This is a genomic window from Arthrobacter sp. 35/47 (genome assembly GCF_000520475.1).
Classification (GTDB): Bacteria; Actinomycetota; Actinomycetes; order Actinomycetales; family Micrococcaceae; genus Arthrobacter_D; species Arthrobacter_D subterraneus.
Map to the genome: position 1 here is coordinate 18172 of NZ_KI914588.1, position 4602 is coordinate 22773.

Genomic DNA, 4602 nt, shown 5'->3' on the forward strand with positions numbered 1-4602 from the left:
AAGCCGCTCGCCCAGTCCTTCACTGTTGCTGGCGGGGACGCGTCCACCAGGTTCCTGGTGATCGCCAACCACTTCAAATCGAAGGGATCGGGCTCCGGCGAGAACGCTGACCAGGGAGACGGCCAGGGCGCATCCAATGCAGACCGGATTGAACAGGCAACGGCGCTCGTGGCGTTCGCCGACCGTATGAAGTCCCAGGCGGGCACCGACAAGGTTTTCCTCGCCGGTGACTTCAATTCCTACTCGGCCGAGGACCCGATGCAGGTTCTCTATGACGCGGGCTACATCAACCAGGGCGGCAAGACCGAGGGCTACTCCTACGTCTTCTCGGGACTTGTAGGTTCCCTCGACCACATCCTCGCCTCACCCGCCGCCGATGCAACGGTTTCCGGCGTGGACGTGTGGAACATCAACGCTGTTGAGTCCGTGGCGCTTGAGTACAGCCGCTACAACTACAACGCGACCAACTTCTACGAGCCGAACCAGTTCAGGGCAAGCGACCACGATCCGGTGATCGTGGGGCTGGACCTCGCACCGGCGGACTCCACCACCGAGCTCAACCTGATGGGAATCAACGATTTCCACGGGCGGATCGACTCGAACACCGTGAAGTTGGCGGGCACCATCGAGGAACTGCGCGCGCAGTACGGTGAAGAGAACTCGCTGTTCCTCTCCGCCGGAGACAACATCGGTGCCTCCCTCTTCGCCTCCTCGGTAGCGAAGGACCAGCCCACTCTCGACCTCCTCAACGCGCTGGACCTCCGAGCCTCAGCGGTGGGTAACCACGAGTTCGACGGCGGCTTCGAGGATCTGGACGGCCGGGTGGCCGACGCCGCGGAGTTCCCCTACCTCGGCGCCAACGTCTACCTCAAGGGAACCACCACTCCCGCGCTCGAGGAATATGGGATCGTGACCGTTGGCGGCATTGATGTGGCTGTCATCGGTGCTGTCACCCAGGAGACACCGTCGCTCGTGAGCCCCGGCGGCATCGCCGCTCTCGAGTTCGGGGACCCCGTCGAGGCCGTGAACCGCGTGGCTCAGCAGATCGAGGATCAGGATCTGGCGGACGTCATTGTGGCCGCGTACCACGAGGGAGCCGGAGACGGCGCCGTCGAGGGTGCCACCATAGAGCAGGAGGTTGCCGCGGGCGGCGCCTTTGCAGAGATCGTCACCGGTACCACGCCGCTTGTCGACGCCATCTACACCGGCCACACCCACAAGCAGTACGTGTGGGACGCTCCGGTCCCCGGTGCTGAGGGCGAGACCCGCCCCATTGTGCAGACCGGCTCCTACGGCGAGTTCATCGGCCAGATCACACTGAGCGTCGATAACGCCACCGGCGAGGTCGAGTCCTACACCGCGCAGAACGTGGCACGCTCCGCAACGGACCCGGCCGTGCTGGCAGCAACCTACCCCCGCGTGGCGGAGGTCAAGGCAATTGTCGATGCTGCCCTCGCTGAAGCGAAGGTCATCGGTAGCCGCCCGGTCGGTTCGGTGACTGCCGACATCACCACCGCCTTCCTCAACGGCGCCCGGGATGACCGCGGATCGGAGTCGACGCTTGGGAACCTGGTTGCTGATTCCATGAGGGCTTCGCTCTCGGCCGCCGAACGCGGTGGAGCTGACATCGGCGTCGTCAATCCGGGCGGGCTCCGCAACGAGCTCTACTACGGCGAGGACGGAGTGATCACCTACGCCGAAGCCAACGCAGTCCTGCCCTTCGTCAACAACCTCTGGACCGTCACCCTGACCGGGGAGCAGTTCAGGACGATGCTGGAGCAGCAGTGGCAGCCGGCGGGTGCATCCCGGTCCTTCCAGGCGCTCGGGTTGTCCGACAACGTGTCCTACACCTACAACCCGGATCTCGCCGCCGGTTCCCGCATCACGTCGGTCACGATCGACGGAGTTCCGCTGGATCCGGCTGCGGAATACCGCATCGGCACGGTCAGCTTCCTGGCTCAGGGCGGCGACAACTTCACCGTCTTCCAGCAGGCAACCGATGTCCGCGACTCGGGACTCGTGGACCGCGACGCGTGGATCAGCTACATCGGGCAGAACAGCCCGCTGTCACCGAGCTTCGACCGTCGGTCGGTGATGGTGAAGGACGCGCCGGTCAGCGTGCAGGGCGGCGATTCCGTCAGCTTCAGCGTTGCGAAGCTGGACCTGGCCTCACTGGGCAGTCCCGCGAACACCAGCCTGTCCGCCAGCTTTGTTGACGCCGCCGGCACTGTCACGGAGCTGGGAACCACCCCCGTGACCGATGGCGCCGCGCAGGTCACTCTCACTGTTCCGGAATCAACGCCTGGAGCGGGGGCCATTGTCCTGGTTGCGAAGGAATCGGGCACTACGGTCAATCTGCCCGTGACCGTGGAGGCGCCCGCAGAAACCGGATGCGTTGCCCCGGCCAAACCCGAGCGTGGGCCGGAGGCCGAAGAGGCGGACGGTTTCGGGCAGGCAATGGCGGAGTACCGCAAGTGCCTCGCCGACGCACGCCGCGGCTAGAGCACAACCGGGGATCCCGGCCCAATAGGAACGACAGGAGGCGCTCGTCTGCAGCAGCGGACGGGCGCTTTCTGCCGATCCGGCTCAGGTGCCGTTCCGGCTCAGGTGCCGGTGCCGGTGCCGTGCCGGCGAGGGTGCCGTGCCGCCGGCAGGTCAGCCGAGGATTGCGAGCGCGATGTCGTCGGCGTCGCGCAGCGTCCTGCTTCCGGCGTCGAGTGGGGCGCCTGCCTCGGCGGCGATCGCTGTTCCCCACTGCACGGCGCTGAGCTGCAGTCCCAGCACAAACAGATTTTCCTGCACCAGCCCGCTCGCGCCCACCGCCCGGTAGGGCGGCCTGGTCACGTCCAGCCCCGGGGAAACCTCCGGCACGCCGTCTTCGGACATGGTGGTGCGCGCCCGCACGAGTCCATCCTCGAGCAGCCGGCGCAGCAGGACGGAGCGGTTCTGGACCACCCGGTTGGCCGGCATCATCGCCTCGACCAGCACGCCGGCGTCGTATCTTCCGCCTTCCACCCACGGCGAGGAGACAGTGAACCTCCCCCTCGCAGCATCCAGCTCGAACCGCGGCGCCGGACCGGCGAAGCGCACGACGCCGGCCCTCGCCAGAGCGGCCAGCTGCTCGATCCGGAGGGCGGGCGGTCCGCTCGCAAGGCCCTCCACCAGCGGTTCAAACCACCCGCGCAGCTCCGCCGTCCATGACGCTTCGGTCAGCCCCCCGTCGGCGACGATCTGCTTGATGACTGAGCGTCCCGCGTTCATGGCGCCGATGGCCATCTTCAGGGGATCCTCTTCGCCGCGGTCGGAGCCTGCGGCATCCTCCTCGAGATAGTGGAGCACCGCCTGGTTGTATTCCTCCGCGGAAGCGAACCGGTGCCGCCCGAAAGGTCGGGCGAGCGACTCGAGGTCCAGCCGGTCGGCAAGAGGCACGTAGCCACTCAGGAGCTCCTCAAGGCGGGCGCGCCAGGCGTTGTCGGGATCGTCAAGCACGCTCTGGAGCGACGGCAGGAACTCCGCCGGCAGTCCGCCGGTGCGTGCCAGCGTGCTGTAGTAGGCCCAGACGGCGTCCCGGTGCAGCAGCGGCCAGAGGTCATGGTCGAAGCCGGGCTGGATGCCGCTTGCTGCGAAGGCGCCGGCGCGGCTGGGCGTGCAGTAGCGAAGGCGCACGCTGCGCGGGACGTAGCTGGTGAGTTTCGCCTTGGCGCGGTATGGCGTACCTCGCCGGGAGGCGGCGACCACTTGGGGTTCCCGGCCCGAAGGGCGGTAGGTCAGTGCGCGGCCGGCCGGTTCGCCGCTGGGGACGAACGTTCCGCCCCGGCCCTCGGTGAGGTGGGTGATGATGTCGAAGAAGTTCAGGCCCAGTCCTCGCACGAGTACGGTCTTGCGCGCCGGAAGCCGGTTCCAGTCGACATCGGCCGGAACGTTCGGCGGCCAGTACTGCAGTCCCAGGCGCGCAGCGCCGTCCCTGAGCGACTCCTGCTCCGGGTTGAGCTGGGCGGGCAGGTGGCCCATCCCCAGCACGACGGCGTCGCACATCACGGTGGTGTTATCGCCGACATTCACCCGGAAGCCGGACTCCAGCTTCTCGAGATGGCTTGCCTCCGCGCGGTGCTCGACGACGTCGATACCGTCGCCGAGCCGTTCGATCAGCGACGTGTAAATGTACTCGAGATAGCGCCCGTACAGTGCCCGGCTGGCGAAGTCTGCCGCGGTGAGGGACTGGATTTCCTTGCGGTCGCCGTCGCTCAGCCGATCATCCGGTGAGGCGTCCATGAGCTGCCGCCAGTCGTCGAAGGACAGCGGCACCAGGGAGGGCGCGCGTGCGGCGGCTGCGGCGCCGACCGGCACCACCGTGGGAAACAGCGCCGGCGTGTTCATGAGGAAATGCCGCGACTGGTCGGTCCTCCACACATGCCCGGGTCCTGGCTGGTAAGGATCGATCAGATGAACGGTGACCCGCGGGCGGTCAGCCTCCCGGAGTGCCGACCAGTTTGCGATCAGGCGTTCCAGCACGGAAGTGCCGCGCGGACCGGCGCCGATAATGGCCACCTGAACTGCCCGCGTCATCTCCATCCTTCTAGGTTATCGGCCGGTCGGACCCGC

At 67.1% G+C, this 4602-nt stretch carries 2 protein-coding genes; one reads left to right on the top strand and one right to left on the bottom strand.

Annotation, left to right across the window (positions count from 1 at the left end; translation table 11 throughout):
• The coding region (locus X803_RS21375) for a 5'-nucleotidase C-terminal domain-containing protein (RefSeq protein ID WP_035778020.1) at positions 1 to 2502 on the top strand (2502 nt) is incomplete at its 5' end.
• A gap of 153 nt (positions 2503 to 2655) precedes the next feature.
• Here the strand turns inward: X803_RS21375 and X803_RS0105230 are convergent.
• Positions 2656 to 4566, bottom strand: coding sequence for an FAD/NAD(P)-binding protein (locus X803_RS0105230; RefSeq protein WP_343299596.1), 1911 nt, complete (start codon positions 4564 to 4566; stop codon positions 2656 to 2658).
• Between the last annotated feature and the right edge of the window lie 36 nt (positions 4567 to 4602).